This window comes from Falsiruegeria mediterranea M17 (genome assembly GCF_900302455.1).
GTDB classification, from domain to species: domain Bacteria; phylum Pseudomonadota; class Alphaproteobacteria; order Rhodobacterales; family Rhodobacteraceae; genus Falsiruegeria; species Falsiruegeria mediterranea.
On record NZ_ONZG01000006.1, the window covers coordinates 270039 to 290847 of the forward strand.

A 20809-nucleotide genomic window follows, 5' to 3' on the forward strand; every position below is an offset into this window, starting at 1 on the left:
CATGGCCAAAAAAACCATTCCGGGCCAAATCATGACCATGCCACTGACTGCGACGAGCATTTTTCGTCACGCCATGCGCGCCCACCCCGAGGCCGAAATCGTCTGGCGCAACTCGGACATGTCGATCGATCGCCACACGTTTGCCGACATGGGCCGCCGTACGCAGCAGCTAGCGCATGCGCTGACCGAACTGGGCGTTGGACCGGGCGACCGCGTGGCCACGCTGGCGTGGAACAACGCACAGCACCTTGAACTGTATTACGCTCTGGCCTGCATTGGCGCCATCTGCCACACGATCAACCCGCGTCTGCACCCCGACCAGATCGCGTTCATCGTCAACGACGCCGAAGACACGCATCTGTTCTTCGACACCACCTTTGCACCGTTGATCGACGCAGTGTCGGGTCGCTGCCCCACCGTTCAAGGCTGGTACAGCCTGACCGGCCCGGACCGCGTGCCGGAGATGAAAACCGAGGTCATCGATTACGAGAGCCTGATCGCCGACAAGCCAGTCGTCTTTGATTGGCCAGAGATTGACGAAAACGCCGCCATGGCGCTCTGCTACACGTCGGGCACCACCGGCAACCCCAAGGGCGTTCTTTATTCCCACCGTGGCACCGTACTGCATGCCATGGGTGTGTCAGGCGGTGACTGGCTGGCGCTCAGCTCGCGCGACGCGACGCTGCCGGTTGTGCCGATGTTCCACGCCTGCGCCTGGGGCATTCCCTATGCGGCGCTGATGAACGGTTCCAAACTGGTTCTGCCGGGGCCGGGTATGGACCCCGCACCGCTGCAAGAGCTGATGGACGGCGAAGAGGTCACCATGATCTCGGGTGTGCCGACGGTCTGGCTGGGCCTTTACGAATACCTCGATCGGCGCGGCGAAAAGCTCAAGACGGTCAAGCGCGCGATGATGGGCGGTTCCGCTGCACCGCTGTCCTTGATCGAAAAGATCGAAAAGGATCACGGGACCGAGGTTGTCCACGGATGGGGCATGACTGAGCTGTCGCCTGTGGGTTCGCTGGCCGTACTAAAGCGCGGTGAAGACAAGCTGCCCATCGACGAGCGTCTGCAGATCAAAACCAAGCAGGGCCGCGCGCTCTATGGCGTCGAAATGCGCATCGTCAACGACGAGGACGAGCGTCTGCCGCACGACGGTCAGGCCTCGGGTATGTTGCAGGTGCGCGGTCACTGGGTTGCCTCCAGCTATTGGGGCGGTGCTGGCGCCGATGCCTTTACCGAGGATGGCTGGTTCTCGACTGGCGACGTCGCGGCCATCGACGAAAAAGGTTATCTGCGTCTGACCGACCGCACCAAGGACGTGATCAAGTCGGGTGGTGAGTGGATCTCTTCGATCGACCTTGAAAACATCGCGATGAGCCACCCGGATGTGCTCGAAGCGGCCTGTATCGCCGCCAAACACCGCAAGTGGGACGAGCGCCCGCTGATCGTTGCGGTCAAGCGTGAAGGCTCGGATGTCACCCGCGAAGATGTGCTGGCGCTATACGATGGCCAGATCGCCAAATGGTGGACGCCTGATGATGTGGTGTTCCAGGCCGAGCTGCCCCACACCGCGACCGGCAAGGTCTCCAAGCTGCACCTGCGCGAGCAATACGCAGACTAAAAGCTGCCCACTGACAACTAACTGATTGGGGGCGCGAGACGCCCCCTTTTTCCTTCTTTCTCCTCCTCCGAAAGGAATTTCACATGCGTTCCGCTGTTATCGTCTCCACTGCCCGTACCGCCATTGGCAAAGCCTTCAAAGGTGCCTTCAACGACACTCATCCGGCCGTGTACGGCGGTCACGCCGTGGCCGAAGCGGTCAAGCGCGCGGGTGTTGATCCGTCGGAGATCGAAGATGTCATCATCGGCAACGCTGTTCCGGAAGGCGCAAATGGCGGCAATCTGGGCCGTCAGGTCGCGATGCGCGCAGGTCTGCCGGCGACCGCGTCGGGCGTGACCGTCAACCGCTTTTGCTCGTCCGGTTTGGAAGCCCTGACCCGCGCCTGTTCGCGCGTCATGGTCGATGGCTGCGAAGTAGTTGTGGGCGGCGGTGCCGAGAGCATCTCGCTGGTGATGGGGCGTGACAACACCTTCCGCCTGAAAGAGGATTGGATCGAAAACAACGTCCGCGGCTTTTACGATCCGATGATCAAGACCGCAGACACCGTGGCCGAGCGGTACAACATTAGCCGTGAAGAGCAAGACGCGTTCGCTCTGCAATCGCAGCAGCGTACCGCTGCGGCCCAAGCCGCTGGCAAGTTTGATGACGAGATCGTGCCGATCACCGTCACCAAGGCCAACAAGAACAAAGAAACCGGCGAGATCACTTATGAAGAGGTCACGCTGACTCAGGACGAATGCAATCGTCCCTCGACCACTCTGGAAAGCCTACAGGGTCTGAACCCGGTCATGGGCGAAGGCAAATGGATCACTGCCGGCAACGCCTCGCAGTTGAGCGATGGTGGTTCGGCGCAGGTCGTGATGGAAGAGAAGCTCGCTGAACAGCGTGGGCTGGAGCCGCTGGGTCGTTATGTCGGCTATGTGGTTGCTGGTTGTGAGCCCGATGAAATGGGCATTGGTCCGGTCTTTGCCGTGCCGAAGCTGCTGGAGCGCAATGGCCTGAAAATGGACGACATCGGCCTGTGGGAATTGAACGAGGCGTTTGCCTCGCAGGCTCTCTACTGCGCGCAGAAACTGGGAATCCCGAACGAGATTCTGAACGTCGACGGCGGCGCGATTTCCGTGGGTCACCCCTATGGCATGTCCGGCACCCGCATGGTCGGCCACGCGCTGATCGAAGGTAAAAAGCGCGGCGCGAAATACATCGTTGCCACCATGTGCATCGGCGGCGGCATGGGCGCGGCTGGCCTGTTCGAGGTTCTGTAATGTCTGCAATCAATAAAGTAGCGGTCATCGGCTCGGGCGTGATGGGAGCAGGCATAGCCGCCCATTTCGCCAATGCCGGGGCGCAGGTGGTTCTGCTCGACATCGTGCCCAAAGACGCAGAGGACCGTTCCGTCCTTGCCAAGGGCGCGGTTGCCCGCATGACCAAGGGCCGCGCGCCGCAGCTGGCTGATCCGGCTTATGTTTCGCGCCTGACCGCCGGCAATCTGGACGATGATCTGGAGCAGCTGCGTGATTGCGATTGGGTGGTTGAGGTGGTTCTTGAAGACCTCGCCATCAAACACGCGCTTTATGACAAGATCGCGCCCTATCTGCGGGGCAATGCGCTGCTCAGCTCGAACACCTCGACCATTCCGCTGGCGGATCTGGTGGCCGAGATGGACGAGAGCCTGCGCAAGCGGTTTGTCATTGTCCACTTCTTCAACCCGCCGCGCTACATGCGTCTGATCGAGCTGGTCACTGGCCCGGACACAGACCCGGCTGCTACTGAGCGCGCGCGCGCCTTCAGCGACGAGCGCCTTGGCAAGACCGTGGTGCCCTGCAACGACCGCCCCGGTTTTATTGCCAACCGTTTGGGTGGTCTGTGGATGAACGCCGCTGCGCGCGAGGCTGTGGCTCGTGGCATCACCGTGGAAGAGGCCGACACCGTTTTATCGCGCCCCTTTGGCGTGCCGGGCACCGGTGTCTTTGCGCTGATGGACCTGATCGGTGTTGACCTGATGGGCAAATCGCGTCTTTCCATGCGCAACTTGCTTGAGGCTGACGATCCGCAACAGACCCACACTAAGGGGCTGGAACTGTTCGAAAACATGGCCGCCAAAGGTCTGGCTGGCCGCAAGGCGGGCGCGGGTTTCTACAAGCGTAGCAAGGACGAAAACGGCAAGACCGCGGCGCAGGCCGTGGATCTGTCCTCGCTTGAGTACCGGGCACAAGCCAAAGGCCCGGAACTGGCCAAGACCTTTGGCGTCGATTTCATCGACCAAGCAGGCGACCGTCTGGCCGATTTTGCCTGGTCCGTGATGGGGCCGACCCTGTCGTATGCTGCCTATTGCGTGCCCGAGATTACCGCTCACCCGGCGGACATCGATGCGGCGATGGAGCTTGGCTATAACTGGCGCATGGGTCCGTTCAAGCTGATCGATAAAATCGGCGCGGACAAGATCGCGGCGCGACTGAAAGCCGAAGGTCAGGACGTTCCGCCGCTGCTGGCTTTGGCTGCCGAGCGCGGTGGTATCTACTCGGGCAAAGGTCTGGACCGTAAGGTGTTGATGCCGACCGGTGAACAAGCGGATGTGCCACGTGGGCCGGGGGTTATCTTTGCTTCGGACCTGACAGACATGCCGGTATTTGCCACCGACGCAGTTGTCCTGCGCAATATGGGTGACGGAGTTGCCCTGCTGACCATCACCGCCCCTAACGCAGCCCTCGATGATCTGGTCATGACCGGCGTCAGCGAGGCGCTGGATGTTGTTCAGCGCGACTTCAAGGCAATGGTCATCGGCTCGGACGGCAACCATTTCTCGGTCGGTGCCAACCTGAAGAAAGCGCTGGATCGTGCAGATGCAGGCGAGCTGGATCTGGTTGCGGACCAACTGGTCATCGGTCAGGCGACGATGCGCAAGATCAAATACGCACCGTTCCCGGTTGTGTCGGCCGCCTGCGGTCTGGCCTTGGGTGGCGGGTGCGAGATCCTGATGCACTCGGACCGCGTGATGGCCGCGCTTGAAAGCAACATCGGCTTGGTCGAGGCCAACGTGGGCCTGTTGCCGGCGTGGGGTGGCACGACCGCCCTGCTTCTGCGCAAATCCGCGGAATTGGGCGATCCGGTCAAGGGGGCCGAGGTCGCGTTTGATACGATCGCTGCAGCGCTGATGGTGGGCTCTGCTCCGATGGCGCAGCACGCCGGGTATCTGCGCGCGACTGATGGAGTGGTGATGAACCGCGACCGTCTGTTGGCCGATGCGAAAGCGGCTGCGCTGGAACTGGCCGAGGGCTACGCCGCACCAGCCAAGGCCGGGATCACGCTGGATGCCCAAGCGATCACCGCCGCCCTGGAGCCGAAACTTGCTGCATTGGCTGAAGCGACCGCAGATGCGCCTTACGCGGTCGAGATCGCCCGTGAAACCGCGCAGGTTCTGTCTGGTGGCAAAGTGGGCGGCACGCTGGACGAAGTCGCGCTGCACGCGCTCGAGGCCGAGGGCATGATGCGCCTGATCCGTCAGGACAAGACCATCGAGCGTATGCGTCACACCATGACCACCGGCAAACCGCTGAAAAACTGACGGAGGATTACGATGGATTATCAACTCCCCCAACGGGACATCACGTTTCTGCTCGACGAGGTCCTGAACCTCGACGATACACTGGCGCTGCCGGGATATGAGCATTGCGACAAGGACACATTCTTTGCCGTGGTCGATGCCATCCACGGCTTTGTGCGCGACAACCTGGCGACCTGTAACGAGGCGGGCGACAGCCCCGGTGCCAAGCTGGTAGACGGGCAGGTCTATGCCGCGCCGGGTTTCGGCGACGCCTACAAGGTGTTCTGTGAAGACGGCTGGAACGCGCTCGCGCTGCAAGAGGAATACGGCGGGCAGCAATTGCCCTTTGTCCTCCATGCGGCTCTGCGGGAGGGGATGGCGGGCACCAACCTGGCCTTTGCCCTGATCTACGAGCTGAACTTTGGCGTGGTTGAGGCGCTGATGGCCTATGGCTCGGACGAGCAAAAGGCGGTCTATTGCCCGCAGCTGACCAGCGGAAACTGGGCCGGAACCATGAACCTGACCGAGCCGCATTGCGGCACCGATCTGGGGCTGATCCGCACCAAGGCCGTGCAAAACGATGACGGGTCGTATGCCATCACCGGCAACAAGATCTTCATCACCTGGGGCGACCACGACATGTCGGAAAACCTGGCCCACCTGATCCTGGCTCGTGTTGAGGGCGCGCAGCCCGGCCCGCGTGGCCTGTCGCTGTTCCTGGCGCCCAAGTACATGCTGGACGCAGACGGCAACACCACCGATGCCCAGAACACGATCACCATCGCCGGTATCGAGAACAAGATGGGTATCCACGGCTCGCCCACCTGTGCCATCTCGTTCGAGGACACCAAAGCCTGGATCGTCGGCGAAGAGGACAAAGGCTTGGCCGCGATGTTCGTCATGATGAACGCTGCGCGCCTATCCGTTGGCCTGCAAGGTCTGGGTGTGGCCGAGGCCGCGGTACAGGCCGCGACCGCCTATGCGCACGAGCGCCTGCAGGGCCGCGCCGATGGTGAGCCTTGGAACCCTGATGGCCGGGCTGATCCGCTGGTGGCGCACGCAGACGTCCGTCGCCGCCTGCTGACGGCGCAAGGCGAAATGGATGCAGGCCGCGCGTTTGCCTATTTCGGTGCAAGCCTGCTGGATGAGGCACATCGTGCCGCCACGCCTGAAGACCGCAAAGCCGCTGATGCGAAACTGTCCGTGCTGACGCCGGTGCTGAAATCCTATCTCTCAGAAATGGGTTCTCGCATGGCCAACGAAGCGGTGCAGATGCATGGTGGGCATGGGTTCATCAAGGACTATGGCGTCGAACAGCTGGTCCGCGACGTGCGCATTACCGAGATCTATGAAGGCACCAGCGCCGTGCAAGCGCGCGATCTGGTGACCCGCAAGGTGCGCGGTGACGGCGGCGCGGTGATGAAGGGCTTTGTCGCCGACATGCTGGCCGAAGCGGATGATCTGCCCGCAGAACTGGCAGATGTTCAAACCGCATTGCGCGACGCGGCAGCCCGTTTGGGACGCTGTACCGACTGGGTGCTGTCGGCCAGGCAAGGTGACGTTCTGTCGGGCGCTTGTGACTACCTTGAGGTGGTCGCGCTCAGTTTCTCGGCCTGGATGGCCGCGCGCATTGCCAAAGCGGCGCACACCGGTGCTGGGGCGCAATCGGCGGATTACTATGCCGACCGTCTGGATTGCGCGCGCGCGCTGCTGGTACGGGCGTTGCCGCGCGCCCTGAGCCACGAGATGATCATGCAGGCCGGTGAGCCGGGCATGATCTGCCGCGCCGATCGCTGTATCTGAGACAGGTCGCAATTCGCATCACGGGGCGTCCGAGAAATCGGGCGCCCTCTTTTGTTGGAGGTGGCGCGACCTTAGATCAGTCTCAGCAACGGAGGCTGCGTCATGACCGATTGGATCGACCTGAGTTTTGATCTGAACCCCGACATGTGGATTTATTCGGCGGAAAACTATTCGGACCCACCTTTTGGCGCGATGAAGTGGACCGATCCCGAAACCAGCCGGTATGAGGTCTGGGCGCTGTCCATGGGCACGCAGATGGGCACCCACATCGATGCGCCGTGCCATTTCGTGCCGGGCGCGGCCACGATGGATGCTTTTGACCCGCAGTACTGCTTTGGCCGGTTTCGTCGGGTGGATGCGGCGCGGCCCAAGGTGGATCTGTTGCCGGAGGATTGGGAGGGGATCACCCATCTTTTTCTCGATGCAAGGACGGATCACTTGGCTTCGGTCGAAGACATCGAGGCGCTTTTGAAACTGTCAATCCCGATCTGGGTGATGGCAGGCAGCGTGCGCGTCGATCATCCGGACGGGCTTTGGTTTCATCAGCGTATTGCCGGGGCGGGCAAGTTTCTGGTTGAGGATCTGAAGGCGGAAGACACCGGCCCTTTGCCAGAGACAGGCGAGATTATCACGACACCCTTGAAACTCACCGGCCTGAGTGGCTCACCCACGCGGGTTCTGATCCGCGGCGCATAAAATAACCGGGGTCAGGCAAGTGCCCGACCCCGGTCCAAAGGTCATCTGGTGCTACTCGGAAAACAGCCCGAGAGGAGTGGAGGAGGGGGAAGCCGACCCTGGTGTCACCGCAGGGTCGCCCTCTCAGGCAAACAAACCCAGACGACCCCCGTTTGCTGTGTCAGTGAACCGATGCAGATTGGGGAAGAGCGTGTTGAGCGCGCTGTCCTGAACGCCGAACCACAACGACAGATCGGCATAGAGCTGATCGGTCGAGGTGGTCGGGATCAGCACCCCGTCGCCCACATCCTGAAGGTTGTCGTTGCCCAGGCCCAGGCTTGGGTATTCACCATAAACGCGGCCGCCTTGAACAGGCGTGCCCATGACGATGGTGTTGCCACCCCAGCCATGGTCGGTGCCATTGCCGTTCGAGGTCAGGGTGCGGCCAAAGTCGGACCCGGTGAAGGTCACGACACGGTCGTCAATCCCCATCTCTTCCAGCGAATGCTGGAACTCACCTAAGGCTCGCGACAGAACACCTAGCATGTACCCCTGGTTGTTGAGCAACTCGTCGTGGTGGTCCCAGCCGATATAGCGCAGGAAGAACGTCTGCTGTTGCAATCCCAACCGGTCCGCGGCCTTGATGGTGCGGGCGACTATTCGCAGCTGCTGGCTCAGATCACTGCCCGAGAAGCGGCCCGGTGCCTTGATGCCTTTCGCGGCGTCGCGGAAGACCTCGTGTTTGGCTTGCGCGTCGCGGGTGAGGCCCAGATAGGTCTCCATGAAGGGATCACCCGTGTAATCTTCGTTCATCAGCTTGGTAAAGCTGTCGAGCAGAACCTCATTCAACTGGTTTTTCTCTTCCTTGACATAGAGGCCAACTGACCCTTCTGCCTTGATCGAATATGGCAGGTTATGTGCGCCGTTCTGCTGGATGTTGTGACCGGCCAGCGAGATGTTCATCGGGATCTCATGCGCCGAAAGGCTGGGCTGCAATTGATCGGCGAAATGGCCAAACCAGCCCTGGTTCTCGCGAACATCGGGGCGCGAGGTTTGCCAGTGTTTGAACTGATCCGCGTGGCTGAGCAAACCAAGCGGAAGTTGCGCCGAACCATCATAGAACTGCTCTTTTCGCAACCGTTCGACCAACGGGCCGACGTTGGCGACAAAGGCCAATTTCTTGCGGTTATAGAGCTTCTGCACCTCGGGCATCGACGAGTGCAGGCCAAAGCTGCGACCTGCCGCATCGTCGGGGCCGTCCAGACCCAGCAACTCGCGCCGACCGATGGCCAGGTTGCCACGCGTGCGGCTGTATTGCTTGTGGTGGGTACGGTCGGTGGGCACCAGCATGTTGTAGCTGTCATTGCCCCCGTCCAGCATGATGAACACCAGCGCCTTGCGCTGCGGCGTGATCATACCGCCAGAGGCCCGCGCCAGGCCGGGCAGGCCCATGGTCATGGCGGCGGTGCCTGCCATGGCTAGGCCAGTGGAGTGCAGAAAACCGCGACGTGTGAATTCGGGATGGGACATGGCTCAGGCCTCCTGCACGGTGAATTCGGGGGAAACGGCGATCATGAAGGCGATGGTCTGCACCACCCAATCGGGATTGCCAGAAAATTGCGCAAAGGCCGCTTTGATACGGGCCTTGGCCTTTTGAGACGTGCGACCTGTGAGCAGGATCGACATCTGATCAATCAACGCATCGCGCGTGGCCGCAGATTTTGCCGACGCGATTTCAGCTTTCAGATCGAACCGCAAGGCGTCATTTTTCTGTGCCCAGAGGGTATCTGGATACATCTCCATGACCATCTTCTGCTCGGCCCCGGACCCGATCTGGGTCGAGACCAGAGGCAGGAAGCCTCCAAAGAACCAGTAGTACATCTGATTGACGTAAGCGACCGAGGTGGCCGAGGTGTGCAGCTCGAACTCGGGCGCGACCAGTCCGGCGTTCTGCAGCGGACCATGGGGCGCAAAGTCGGGTTTGTAGAAATTGAACACCGTGGGCGCCGACATCGGGTGCATCTGCAGCTCTTCCTGCAGATCATCCCCCAGCAACCAGAGCTTGCCGCTGGTGTTTTGCGCGTTGAACGCCAACAAAAGCTGGGTCACGCGGTGTAGTGGCGATTTCAGCTTTTGTGATTGCACCATCTTGTCCTTCACCTTGCGGGCCGTCGGCAGACGTTTGTCCGACACCTCATTGGCCAACGGATAGGTCAGCACCGCCTCAAGCGTGGCTTTCAGATCGCCCGTGGGGCCAAACGCCTTTGATACAGTGCGGATGTAGTCCGGCGACGGGTTCGAGGTCACAAGCCGGTTGATCAGGTTGCGCGCGATGAAAGGCGCGGTAGACGGGTGTGCCACCAGTTGTTCCACTGCGACGCGGATCTCGGCCGGACCTTTCTGGCCGCCGGGCAATGTCAGGCGACCATTCAACAGGGATTTCGACCTGCGGTCATGGTAGTCTTCATCCACAACCATCGGCTTGGTCGCGTCGATGAAAGGCACGGTTTTATAGGCTTTTTCGATGCCATCATCAAAGCCCACCTGATAGCCGTTATAGGATTGTTCCCAGAACCCGTTGGTCCATTCGTATTCATAGGCCGCAGGCAGCAGGCCGGTGAACACGCGGGCCAGTTCCTTGATGTCGCGGTTGTCGTAGGTCGGGATCGGCTTGCCTTTGGCATCCAGCTTTTCCGAACCGTCCTGGTTCAGTTCGAACAGACCGATCGAAAACAGCTGCATGATCTCGCGCGCATAGTTTTCATCTGGGTGTATGTTCTTCCGCTTGTTGGCTTTTTGGTTGTGCATATGCGACAGGTAGATACCCATCATCGGGTGCATCGACACATCGTAAAGCAGATCGACATACGAGCCGAAGGCGTGCTTGTAGAGCAGGTCGTAGTAGCTGGCGAAGCCGATGGAATCGAGTTCCAGTGACGATTGGTCCGAGATTACCAGAATTTCGCCCAAAGCTTGTGCCATACGTTGGCGCAGCAGATCATCTTTGCTGCTGAGCGTGTGATCCCACCATGCCATATGGAAGTACCATTTGTACGGCAGCGCGGGGTTGTTGCCATCACCGTCGAGCGCGCGCGCACCATGTGTGGCGACCAGCCGTTTGCGAAAGTCCTGCCAAATCGCGCGGGTCGATTTTTCAAACACGCGGGTCGAACCGGGTTTGTGTTTGAGCTGATCCGAAAGCCAGGGTTCGATGCCCTGGTTGCTGACCGTTTCCAAAAGCTTCTGATCGGCCCCAAGCGTAGCCTGCATCAGAAACCGGCTGGTGCTGTCCAATGTGTTTTTCATGTTGATGGCCTTGCCTCGACTGTTCAGAGAAGCGTTGAATAGCGCCGTTTCTTCAGTTAGCTGTCATAAAAGACAATATAATTGATCCTACAGTCATAACAAGGTGCCGAAACGAAAAAAGGCCCCGCCGGAGCAGAGCCTTTGTGCGGTTTTTTGCCAACGCACGTGTTATTTGGGCGCGTAGTTCATTTTCATGGTCGGGTTGTTGTCACCGGTGTATTCGAACGATGCCTCGGCATAGGTTGGAATGCCGGCTGCGCCCGCGTTGTTGGAATACCCCCAGCCTTCTTCGGGAACCGGACCTTTCATTTCCATTTGGCCATTATCGTTGGCATCATGGTGCAACATGATCGCATAGGTGCCCGCCTCCAGGCCTGGAAGTGTACCGGTCACGGTGCCTTCGTTAGCTGGGATCTTCACGTAGCTCACCATCTTGGCAAACATGTTGTTTTCGAACGCGCGTTGATCGTTGAAGGCCAAAACGTGGATCGCACCACCCGACGCATCAACACCGTCGATGGTGATTTCCATGTCTGCCATGGCAGCGGTCGCAGACAGGGTCGACGCAAATAGGGCGCTGCTCAGAATGTGTGTCAGTTTCATGGTCTTTTTCCTCACTTGCTAAAATGAATGGGTCAGGGATCAGAATCCGTAGGGATTGACGCCAACCAGTTGGGAGATGTCGAAGTAGATGCCGAACAGGCGCCACGCGAGGTCCTGGACCACGTAGTAGGCTCCCAAAAAGAACCACATCACGGTGACGGTCCAGAACAGCGGCGGGTTTTCGCGGATATTCACGATTTCGCCGATAAAGGCCTCTCCTGCGATGAACGAGGTGTAGGCCCACCAAAGAAACAGCGATCCCCAGACCCAAAAGTGACCAAAGAGTGTTGCCAGGATCAGGGCGACAACGGTCAGCCACGTGATTGGGTGGTTGGTTAGGTATTTCATGGACTTCCCTTACTTCTTCAGCATCGGCGCGACGGCCTTCTTGAATTTCTCTCCAAAGGGTGCGCGCAGCGGCTTGAATGGCCCGTCCAAGTTGATCTGCTTGTAGACGGCCTTTTCATGGCTGAAGAGTTTGAAGCCGTGATGCCCGTGGTAGGCGCCCATGCCAGACGGGCCTACGCCGCCAAAGGGCAGGCTCTGCTGGGTCGAGTGCATGATCGTATCGTTGATGCAGGCGCCGCCCGAGGTGGTGTTTGACAGAACCTTTTCCTGCTCGCCCACGTCTTTTGAAAAGACATACAAAGCCAGCGGACGGGGGCGAGCGTTCACAAAGGTGATGGCCTGCTCGACGGTGTCATAAGGAATTACAGGCAGGATAGGGCCAAAGATCTCGTCCGTCATCACGTCAAGTTCGGGTGATGGATCAACAAGGATCGTGGGTGGCATGACCTTTTCGTTCGCGCCATCAAAGCTCTCGTTCGCCGGGTTGACCTCGATCACCTCGGCGCCGCTGTCGCGCGCCTGCTGCACCAAAGCCTTTAGGCGGTCGTGCTGGCGATCAGATACGATGTGAGTGTAGTCCGGGTTGCCTTGCAGTGTCGGGTAGGCCTTGGCCATCTTGGTCTTTACCTGATCGACAAACTCACCAACCTTTGCGCGGGGCACCAGGGCATAGTCGGGCGCAAGGCAGACCTGACCTGCATTGAACAACTTGCCCGCCGTGATGCGCGAGGTCGCGACATCCATGTCGGCATTATCTGTCACGATGGCGGGCGATTTGCCGCCCAGTTCCAGCGTTACTGGCACCAGGTTGTCGGCGGCTGCGTGCAGGATGTGTTTGCCGATCGAAGTCGCGCCGGTGAACAGCATGTGGTCGAATGGCAGCTTGGTGAAGTTCACGCCGGTTTCTACCCCGCCGGTAACAACCACCACTTCGGTCGCTGAGAACTTTTCTTCCACCAGCTGCTTCATCAGGGCCGAGGTCGCTGGGGTGAATTCCGACGGCTTCAACATCACGGAATTGCCCGCAGCAAAGGCTTCGCCCATCGGGCCGATGGCCAGATAGATAGGGAAGTTCCACGGTGAAACGATGCCGATGACGCCAAGGGGCTGATATTCGATCCGGGCCTTGCCACCGAACATGTTCAGCGGGAAATCGACCTTGGCTTTTGTCGGTTTCATCCATTGCGCCAAATGGGATTTGGCGTGCTTTAGCTCAGTCAGGGTGCCGCCGATGTCCGCGATCAGGGTCTCGGCCTTGCTTCGGTTGCCAAAGTCGGCAGAAACGGCGTCGGCAAGGGCGTCCTGGTTGTCCGCGATCAAATCGATCAGGCGGTTGATGCGATCAATCCGCTCGTCCAGCGATGGGGCTCCGGCGGTCAGAAAATGCGAGCGTTGTGCTTCGAGCAGGCTGATCATGTCCGCATCCAGGTTCGGGTCGTGCTTGGTCATTTGGGTCTCCCTTGGGACCTGCAAGCGGTTTTGGCCAAAACCAAAAACCGCTTGAGGAAAACATGAATTGGTTACGCAGGTTTGTTGCTCACCATCTCTTCGAATTGTTTTTTGTCAAGATTGTAAAACAATAGAAAGATGATGGACGCAGCGTAGATTGCAATGGTCAGAAGCGCATAGTTGAACCCAAGGCTGCTCACGATTTCCGGTGTCAGGTTGGTCTGGTCCGGTGCTGTCGGGAAACCCACAAAGGCCAGGAACAGACCCGATACAGCCAAACCTCCGGCGGTGCCCGCCTTGAGGATGAAGGTGATCGATGCGGTGATGATCCCCTCGTTCTGGAACCCGGACTTGTGCAGGCCGACCTCGACCACGTCCGCAGTCATTGATGTCAGCACGGACGAGGTCCAGACGATCACGCCGACCTGGGCAATGCCATGCACGAACAGGACATAGATCAAGGCATCCGTGCCGTTGGCGGGAAACAGATCCATCCACCGCAGCAGGTAGGGACCAGCACCTATGATGGTCGACAGGATCGACAGGTTGATCGCCGCTGCCTTCTTGTTGTCGCGGTTGGACACCACCTTGATAAGGAAGCCCGCAATCAAGGCACCAGCAAGGTTTGCAACCAATATCAACGAGATCTGATCGTTGCTGAGTTCCCAGTAAAAGCTCATCAGGTAACTCCACAAAGCCGCACCAACACCGGCGCCGATGGCATAGACCGCCGAGGACAGAAAGATGGCACGCAGAGCGGGCAGGCCTGCTGCCGAGGTGAATTGACGGAAGAAGCCGCCCGCGCTTTTGGTGGGTTCATGGGCGATCTCGGTCATCTGTCCCTTGTAGGAAAGCAGACCCAAGGCTGAAATCAGGATGGCACCGGCGATCAGGAAAGCACTGACCAATCCCGCCTCTTGATAGCCCGCCTGGTTCAAGATGCCGTAGGGCATGAAATCGGTCGGCACGAGCCAGATGGTGTACATGGCAATCACGATGATCTGACCAGAAATCCATGTCACCGACACCTTATGCCCCGACAGCAGAGTGCGCGTGTTGTAGTCGTTGGTCAGCTCGGGGAGCATTGCATTGTGCGGCACATCATAGAGCGTCATGGACACACGTAGGCCGATGATGGTCAGCAACAGGAACCAGAACAGTTGTCCGTCGGTGGTCAGCGATGCTGGTGGGTTCCAGATCAGCCAGAAGAGGAATGCGGTCGGGACGATTGATAGAAAGATGAAGGGATGCCGCTTGCCCATCCGCGATTTCCAGTTGTCCGACAGATAGCCAACCAGCGGGTCCGAGATCGCGTCAAAGATCAATGCGATCGACAACGCAAAACCAACAACCTCGGCCGGGAGGCCAATCACCAGGTTGTAGTAGATGAGCAGAAAGAAGCTCAACCCGTTTGAGAATACACCGTTGGCGACACCGCCCAACCCGTAGAACAGTTGCATCTTGCCGGGCGCGTCGGCTGTTTGGGTCGTCATTATCTTTCCTCCCTGGTCCCGTTCACTGGGTGTTTTCAGATTTGTTTGCTTTAGTTAGTGAACGTTCATGTTCCCTTGAACTTAGGCACAGGTTGAGTTAGTTGTCAAAGGCGATAATTTGTCATTTATGATAAATAAACGTCGTAGACGTCCGCCAGCTGAGAAGAGAGAGGAGATTCTCGTGACTTTAGATTGCTCTATGCCAGAACACGCGACCCAGATTTTGCCGCCTGAGGCCTATACCTCCCCGGAGTGGTTGGCCCGCGAGATGAAAGAGTTGTTCTCGAAAACTTGGGGATTCGCGGGTGTGGTCAGCGATGTACCCAATCCGGGGGACTACAAAACGGTAAAGGTTGGGACATTCACTCTGGTGGTGATTCGCGGCAGTGATGGCGAGTTGCGGGCTTTCCATAACATTTGCCGCCACCGGGGGACCGAATTGATTGACCCCGGTTGCGGGAATACGGGAAAGACGATTGTTTGTCCGTATCACCGCTGGACTTTTGGCTTGGATGGCGCACTGCGCGGCGTGCCAGATCAGCGTGAGCTGTTCCCGGACTTCGATAAAAAGGCCAATGGGCTGCACAAGGCCTCGGTCGGTGTGTTCAAGGACATCATATTTGTCTGCCCCGAGCCAGACATGAAGATCGAGGATTGGCTGGCGTCAATTCCGGATGTTGTTTGGCCCCACGACATCAACAGCCCCGAACTGGTGCCTTATGACCAAGTTGTCACATATGAGATGAAGTGCAATTGGAAGGTTTTCTTCGAAAATGCGATTGACGGGTACCATCTTGTATATTTGCACGAGCACACTTTGGGCGGCCCCCGTCCTGAAGCCAATATCTGGGACGCGCACGGAGACCATCAGGTCTGGTATTCGACCGAGAACAACGAGCACCGCAGCCGCATCCCGGCGTTCCTGAACGAGCAGCTGGAAAAACATGGGGCAAAGAAAATCGCGCACGCGTCCGAGGGCGGTTATGGCGGGGTGTACATGTTGTTCCCAACAACAATTGTCACGTCTTCGCCTTACAGTTTTACCATTTCTTGGATGGAACCCATCGACGCAAACACGACCTATTTGCACGCCCGTAGCTGGATGGCAAAATCTCGTTTCAAGTATCGCGGGTCCATCAAGGATCTGCCTGGATATGACAAGGTGTCCGGCCTGATCAAATCCTCGCACTGGAAGAAACCTCCACTGGAGACCGGGGATTTTCAGACCGAAGACATCTATGTCGTCGAGAAGATGCAGCGCGCCCTTCAATCGCCCAAGTACAGCGTGGGTCAATTGTCACAAGGTCCAGGAGCGGAAGCGCCTCTGACGTACTTCCAGCAGAGCGTTCGCAACTACGTTCCTGAAGAGTAAAGTTTGCTTGGATCGAGCAACCAAAGTCAGGCCGGATCCTGGTTTATCCGGCCTGTTTCCGTGATGGCCCAAAAAAATGCGCCCATCGACGGGCGCTAGTATCGGGGTCTCATCGGCGCGATGGTTGGGAGAGACCATCGCGACTTCGCGAGATGTCACTGAGTGGCGTGTTCAATCTCGCGGCGCGTACAGATCTCGATGATCTCACGCTTTTGTATTTTTCCGGTCGGCCCTTTTGGCAGGCTGTCCCAGATTTCGATGTCTTTGGGAATTTTGAAGTTGGCGATCTTACCGCGGCAGAATTCGCGCAGCTCGTCGCCGGTTGTGTTCTCACCATCAACCAACGTCACGGTCGCGTGGATACGGTCGCCCCATTTGGGATCGGGCAGACCAAAGACACTGACTTCATCCACCGCCTCATGCTCGGCCAGGCAGTTTTCGATTTCGACCGGGAAAATGTTGTAGCCGCCTGATTTGATGCGGAATTTGGCCCGATCCATCAAATAGACATAGCCTTCGGCGTCCTGCGAGGCGATGTCGCCGGTATAGAGCCATCCGTCGCGTACCGTCTCGGTGTATTTCACGTCCTGGTTCCAATAGCCTGGGATCACATAGGGCGTGCGGATCAACAGCTCTCCGGCTTCGCCCTGTGGCAGTTCATTGCCCTCGTCATCAATGATCCTGGTTTCCACAAAGTAGAGCGGGCGACCCGCACTGGCCAAACAGTTATGGTCTGCGTTCAAGGCCAGATCATGATCGGTCGCTGTCAGCATCATCGACATGCCCATCAATTCGGTTGTGCCGTACATTTGCAGGAACGAGCAGCCAAAGGCCTGCACAGCCTCGCGCACGGTGGCGGGTGGGATCGGGGCGGAACCATAGCCAAGCTGGCGCATGGACGAGACGTCGTATTTTTCGATCAGCCCGGAACTCAGAAGGCTGTTGAGCATGGTGGGCACCAGCACACAGATCGAACATTTCTCGCGTTCGATCAGTTGCAGGGCGCGTTCTGCATCCCATTCGCCGATGATGGCGCAGGGGTTGCCGTGAAAGATGTTGCGTAGCAGATGCATGATCGGCACGCCCGAAGCGGGCATGGCATGCAGCCAAACATCGTCAGGCGTGGCCCCTTCGGACAGGGCGATGGCGGCCATGGATTCGATCATCTGGCGATGCGGATAGATTGCGCCTTTGGGCAAGCCGGTTGACCCGGTGGTGTAACAGATCATCAGCCGCTCGTGCTGCGACAGGCTCAGTGGTTCGTCCGCGGTGCCTTTGCCAATCAACGTCTCGTAATCGTCCAGCAGGTCATGCCCATCACCGATCCCAATCAGACGCGGCTGCCGATCCGATTGGGTCAACGCTTCTTTGGCCCCATCGACCAGTTCTGCCTGGACAAAAATCTGGTCAACACCGGCGTCATCAATCAGCGCGCCCAACTCGGGCGGGGCGAGGCGATAGTTCAACCCAACCCGAACTGCACCCGCCTTGGCGCAGGCCCCGATGGTTTCGACCACTTCGATGCAGTCCTTCAGGATCACGCCAACCCGATCACCGGGGCGCACGCCCCAACCACGCAGCACGCGGCCAAGTGCGTCGGTGCGCTGATCCAATTCTCGCCAGGTTCGGCGGCGGTCGATCTCGACATAGGCCTCGCGGTCGCCAAAGTTTCGCGCGTTTCGGTTGATCAATTCGCCTAGCGTCAGCATGTCTGTTCGTGCAATCCCGATATCTCGCAAATCGAGAGTTAGTGAACGTTCGATATAGCATCCATGTGGATCGCCACATTTGTCAATTTCTTTTTTGGGTCAACTCGCGGCGCGGCATAGGACCATGCAATGCAACGCTTTTCGCCGCCGGTTATGTCGCTATGATCCAACGATAGGGGCAGATCCGCCCCGGAGACTGCGCCCGTGATCGAATTACGAGACCTGGAATTGCTCAGCGCCCTGGCGCGGCATCGTCACTTTGCCAAGGCGGCAGAGGATTGCGGGATTTCGCAGCCTGCGTTCTCCATGCGCATCCGAAATCTTGAGGACCGGTTGGGTGTCTCTATCGTGAAACGCGCCAATCGGTTTCAGGGACTGACCGAAGAGGGCGAGATGATTGTCCGGCGGGCGCGGCGCATCCTGTTGGACACCAAGGCGCTGGAGCAAGAGGTGCTGGCGGTCAAGGGTGAGATCACAGGCACCTTGGTCCTGGGGGTGATTCCCACGGCTTTGGCTTTTACCGGCCGGTTGGTGAGGCGACTGCATCAGGCGCACCCAAAGATCGTGCCGCGCATCGATTCCATGTCCTCTGCCACAATCCAGAAGCGCCTGGACGAGGGCACGATTGATGCGGGCGTTACCTATGGTGACAGCATCGGTACAGATCTGCGTTCGGTTCAGCCACTCTATGAAGAGACTTATGTCTTGCTTGTTCCCGAGCACATGACCAGCGAAACGGGCCCAATTCCCTGGGCGCGCGTGGCCGAGTTTCCGCTTTCGATGCTTGAGCCGCAAATGCAGAACCGGCGCATTCTGGATCGTATTTTTGCCGAACTTGGCCTGCATCCTCAGGTGGTTGCGGAAAGCAGCGGGTTCACCGCCTCGATGGTCATGGCGCGCGAAGGGTTGGCAGCAACGGTGGTGCCGCGTGTCCTGGTACGCGCTTTGGGGAACCTAAAGGGCACTAGGGTCCTGCCGCTGATCGCGCCCGAAGTCAGCAAACCCATCTGCCTGGCCACACTGACCCGCGATCCCGAACTGCCAACGGTCGCTGCATTAAGGCGGGTGGTGACGTCTTTGCGGTGATAAGGTGTCGTTATCGTGTGATTGCGATTTGCGATTTGACGATATGCTATTCTGATGAGAGACGGAGCGTCAATCGGAGGGCATCATGGCACCATTAGATACCAAGCCATCAAACGCACCCAAGGGCGTTTGGAAGTCAGGTAAAGGCAAAGGGCGGCACACGCCCAAAGGCCGTCAGTTTTCGGATGAAGCGCAGGCTGAGATCACGCGCCTGTTGGGCGATCGCCCGCGCCGCCGGGATCTGCTGATCGAGTTTCTGCATCTGATCCAGGATGCTCATGGCCACATCAGCGCCGACCACATTGCCGCTTTGGCAGTTGAGATGCGACTGGGGCAGGCCGAAATCTATGAGACCGCGACCTTCTACGCTCATTTCGATGTCGTGAAGGAAGAGGACACGCCTCCGCCTGCGCTGACCATCCGCGTCTGCGACTCGCTGTCGTGTGAAATGGCCGGTGCCGCGCAGCTGCAAAAGGCGCTCGAAGATGGCCTTGATCCCACTCAGGTCCGCGTCCTCCGCGCGCCCTGCATGGGGCGTTGCGACACCGCCCCGGTGCTGGAAATCGGTCACAACCACATTGACAATGCCACACCTGAAAAGGTGCAGGCGGCGATTACGGCGGATGACACGCATGCGCATGTCCCCGATTACGAAGCTTATGACGCCTATGTAGCCAAAGGTGGTTACGCCAAGCTGAAAGAGCTCCGCGAAGGCGGTGACTGGGAAGCGGTGCAGGATAACGTCTTGTCCTCGGGCTTGCGAGGCTTGGGCGGTGCGGGCTTCCCGTCGGGCAAGAAATGGGGCTTTGTCCGCATGAACGAAGGCCAGCGCTATCTGGCCGTGAACGGCGACGAGGGCGAGCCGGGGACCTTCAAGGACCGTTACTATCTAGAGCGGACGCCGCATGTCTTCCTTGAGGGCATGTTGATCGCCGCATGGGCGGTCGAGGCCGAGACCTGTTTCATCTATATGCGCGACGAATATCCTGCGGTGCTGAAAATTCTCGCCACCGAGATTGCAGCGCTTGAAGCTGCGGGGATTGTCGAGCCGGGTTACATCGACCTGCGCCGGGGCGCTGGTGCCTACATCTGCGGCGAAGAATCCGCGATGATCGAATCCATCGAGGGCAAAAAGGGCCTGCCGCGCCACCGTCCACCGTTTGTGGCGCAGGTGGGTGTGTTTGGTCGGCCCACGCTGGTTCACAACGTTGAGACGCTCTATTGGGTGTCCAAGATCTGCCGCGAGGGGCCGCAGATCCTGAATTCTGTTGAAAAGAATGGCCGCAAGGGTCTGCGTAGCTACTCGGTTTCGGGTCGCGTTGCAAAGCCAGGCGTCTACCTGCTGCCCGCGGGATCGACCATTCTTGACGTGATTGATGCGGCAGGGGGTATGGCTGATGGCCATGCATTCAAGGCGTATCAACCGGGCGGGCCGTCGTCGGGCCTTCTCCCCTCTAGCATCGACGACGTCCCGCTCGACTTTGACACCCTGCAACCGCTTGGAACCTTTATTGGCTCGGCTGCGGTTGTGGTTCTGTCCGATCAGGACACCGCCCGTGATGCGGCGCTGAACATGCTGCGGTTTTTCGAGGATGAAAGCTGTGGTCAGTGCACGCCCTGCCGGGCGGGCTGCGAAAAGGCAGTCAAACTGATGCAGGCCGACAAATGGGATCAGGATCTGCTCGAGGACCTGTGTCAGGTCATGGGCGATGCCTCGATCTGTGGTCTGGGGCAGGCGGCTCCGAACCCGATCCGCCTGGTCATGAAACACTTCGCTGACGAAATCTGAGGGAGACA

Annotated in this window: 15 protein-coding genes; 8 read left to right on the forward strand and 7 right to left on the reverse strand. The window is 58.8% G+C overall.

Going from position 1 to position 20809, the window contains the following annotated elements; genetic code table 11:
* Position 1: 1 nt before the first annotated feature.
* The 5 genes from TRM7615_RS13840 to TRM7615_RS13860 all read left to right on the forward strand — a co-directional run bounded on the left by TRM7615_RS13840 (position 2) and on the right by TRM7615_RS13860 (position 7667).
* Positions 2-1624 carry a long-chain-fatty-acid--CoA ligase gene (locus TRM7615_RS13840; protein WP_108788497.1) on the forward strand — a complete coding sequence of 541 codons (1623 nt, stop codon included), beginning with the start codon at positions 2-4 and terminating at the stop codon, positions 1622-1624.
* A gap of 83 nt (positions 1625-1707) precedes the next feature.
* A complete protein-coding gene (locus TRM7615_RS13845; RefSeq protein ID WP_108788499.1) occupies positions 1708-2889 on the forward strand; it encodes an acetyl-CoA C-acyltransferase in 1182 nt (393 codons plus the stop codon).
* Positions 2889-5189: a 3-hydroxyacyl-CoA dehydrogenase/enoyl-CoA hydratase family protein gene (locus tag TRM7615_RS13850; protein ID WP_108788501.1), complete on the forward strand. Its 2301-nt coding sequence runs from the start codon at positions 2889-2891 to the stop codon at positions 5187-5189. Before TRM7615_RS13845 ends, TRM7615_RS13850 begins: the two co-directional genes overlap by 1 nt.
* Before the next feature lie 12 nt (positions 5190-5201).
* Positions 5202-6971: an acyl-CoA dehydrogenase family protein gene (locus TRM7615_RS13855; protein WP_108788503.1), complete on the forward strand. Its 1770-nt coding sequence runs from the start codon at positions 5202-5204 to the stop codon at positions 6969-6971.
* Between the two features lie 102 nt (positions 6972-7073).
* Positions 7074-7667: a cyclase family protein gene (locus TRM7615_RS13860; protein WP_108788505.1), complete on the forward strand. Its 594-nt coding sequence runs from the start codon at positions 7074-7076 to the stop codon at positions 7665-7667.
* A 123-nt stretch (positions 7668-7790) separates the two neighbouring features.
* Here TRM7615_RS13860 and TRM7615_RS13865 read toward each other — a convergent pair whose 3' ends face one another.
* The 6 genes from TRM7615_RS13865 to TRM7615_RS13890 all read right to left on the reverse strand — a co-directional run bounded on the left by TRM7615_RS13865 (position 7791) and on the right by TRM7615_RS13890 (position 14845).
* Positions 7791-9176 (reverse strand): DUF1501 domain-containing protein, encoded by a 1386-nt coding sequence (locus tag TRM7615_RS13865; protein ID WP_108788507.1) that lies wholly within the window; start codon positions 9174-9176, stop codon positions 7791-7793.
* A gap of 3 nt (positions 9177-9179) precedes the next feature.
* On the reverse strand, positions 9180-10952 hold the full coding sequence (locus TRM7615_RS13870) for a DUF1800 family protein (RefSeq protein WP_108788509.1): 1773 nt from the start codon (positions 10950-10952) through the stop codon (positions 9180-9182).
* Positions 10953-11120: 168 nt separating this feature from the next.
* Positions 11121-11555: a DUF2141 domain-containing protein gene (locus TRM7615_RS13875; RefSeq protein WP_108788511.1), complete on the reverse strand. Its 435-nt coding sequence runs from the start codon at positions 11553-11555 to the stop codon at positions 11121-11123.
* 39 nt (positions 11556-11594) lie between these two features.
* A complete protein-coding gene (locus TRM7615_RS13880; RefSeq protein WP_108788513.1) occupies positions 11595-11903 on the reverse strand; it encodes a hypothetical protein in 309 nt (102 codons plus the stop codon).
* A gap of 9 nt (positions 11904-11912) precedes the next feature.
* Complete coding sequence (locus TRM7615_RS13885) at positions 11913-13352, reverse strand: coniferyl aldehyde dehydrogenase (protein WP_108788515.1); 1440 nt, start codon at positions 13350-13352, stop codon at positions 11913-11915.
* Positions 13353-13423: 71 nt separating this feature from the next.
* The gene (locus TRM7615_RS13890) at positions 13424-14845 is read right to left on the reverse strand and encodes an MFS transporter (protein ID WP_108788517.1); all 1422 of its coding nucleotides are present in this window, start codon (positions 14843-14845) and stop codon (positions 13424-13426) included.
* A 181-nt stretch (positions 14846-15026) separates the two neighbouring features.
* On the opposite strand from TRM7615_RS13890, the gene TRM7615_RS13895 reads away from it, so the two are divergent.
* Positions 15027-16217, forward strand: a complete 1191-nt coding sequence (locus TRM7615_RS13895) for an aromatic ring-hydroxylating oxygenase subunit alpha (protein WP_235824094.1) — start codon at positions 15027-15029, stop codon at positions 16215-16217.
* Between the two features lie 155 nt (positions 16218-16372).
* Here TRM7615_RS13895 and TRM7615_RS13900 read toward each other — a convergent pair whose 3' ends face one another.
* The gene (locus TRM7615_RS13900; RefSeq protein ID WP_108788521.1) at positions 16373-17926 is read right to left on the reverse strand and encodes a class I adenylate-forming enzyme family protein; all 1554 of its coding nucleotides are present in this window, start codon (positions 17924-17926) and stop codon (positions 16373-16375) included.
* A gap of 204 nt (positions 17927-18130) precedes the next feature.
* Here TRM7615_RS13900 and TRM7615_RS13905 point away from each other — a divergent pair, with 204 nt between their 5' ends.
* Both TRM7615_RS13905 and TRM7615_RS13910 read left to right on the forward strand, forming a co-directional pair.
* Positions 18131-19012 (forward strand): LysR family transcriptional regulator, encoded by an 882-nt coding sequence (locus TRM7615_RS13905; protein ID WP_085794589.1) that lies wholly within the window; start codon positions 18131-18133, stop codon positions 19010-19012.
* An 85-nt stretch (positions 19013-19097) separates the two neighbouring features.
* The gene (locus TRM7615_RS13910) at positions 19098-20801 is read left to right on the forward strand and encodes an NAD(P)H-dependent oxidoreductase subunit E (RefSeq protein WP_108788523.1); all 1704 of its coding nucleotides are present in this window, start codon (positions 19098-19100) and stop codon (positions 20799-20801) included.
* Positions 20802-20809 lie beyond the last annotated feature (8 nt).